Below are 694 nucleotides of genomic sequence, written 5' to 3'. Positions count from 1 at the left end.
TGTCAAATTAAGCTGGACAATTGTTCTTCATTTACGTCACTCAAAAACACTTCCAATGGTGTCCGGTAGTTTAATGATTTTCTTGGTATGTGATTTCTTTTTGAAGCAACAGCTGAAATGAAGTTTTGGTCAACTTGGTTAAAGTCCATCTTTTTTGGCAAGCCATTTCGACGCAAAATGCCATTAGAATTTTCGTTTAGACCGCGTTGTGAAGGTGTTCCAGGATCCGAAAAATAGATAGAGATATCATTCGAGTTACTCATTTCTTTCCAGTTTGAGAATTCTTTTCCACAATCAAACGTGATTGATTTAAACATATGTTTGGGAATAGATTGTAACCAAGCAGTCGTTGCTTTTTCGATATCTGCTGCTTTACGACCTTCTGGTTTTAATGTGATTATCACTTTTGAAAGTCGCTCAACTAACGTGATAACAGCACTTTTATGATGAACACCGACAATTGTATCACCTTCCAAGTGTCCAAATTCTTGATTGAATTGCGTATAATCAGTCAATCGTTCCGAAATATTACGCTTAAATGCTTGCCTTCCGCGACGTTCGTTGTGTCCGTTTGGCTTACGTTTACCTTTCATTGGTAGCTTTGTGATATCGAAGTCGTTCGCTTTAAATAGGCGATAGAGCGTTCTAACAGAACATGAGATAGGTATCTCAGCACGACCAATAATCACATCAG

The 694-nt window shown here is 37.9% G+C and carries 1 protein-coding gene; it reads right to left on the bottom strand.

Annotated elements, in window-relative coordinates; genetic code table 11:
* Positions 1 to 2 precede the first annotated feature (2 nt).
* On the bottom strand, positions 3 to 694 hold a 692-nt coding region (locus tag BCAMP_RS11935; protein ID WP_035315866.1), incomplete at its 5' end, for an IS30 family transposase.

This window comes from Brochothrix campestris FSL F6-1037 (genome assembly GCF_000525915.1).
Classification (GTDB): domain Bacteria; phylum Bacillota; class Bacilli; order Lactobacillales; family Listeriaceae; genus Brochothrix; species Brochothrix campestris.
Note: the sequence above shows the minus strand (reverse complement) of the source record. Positions and strands in the feature narration are given on the sequence as shown.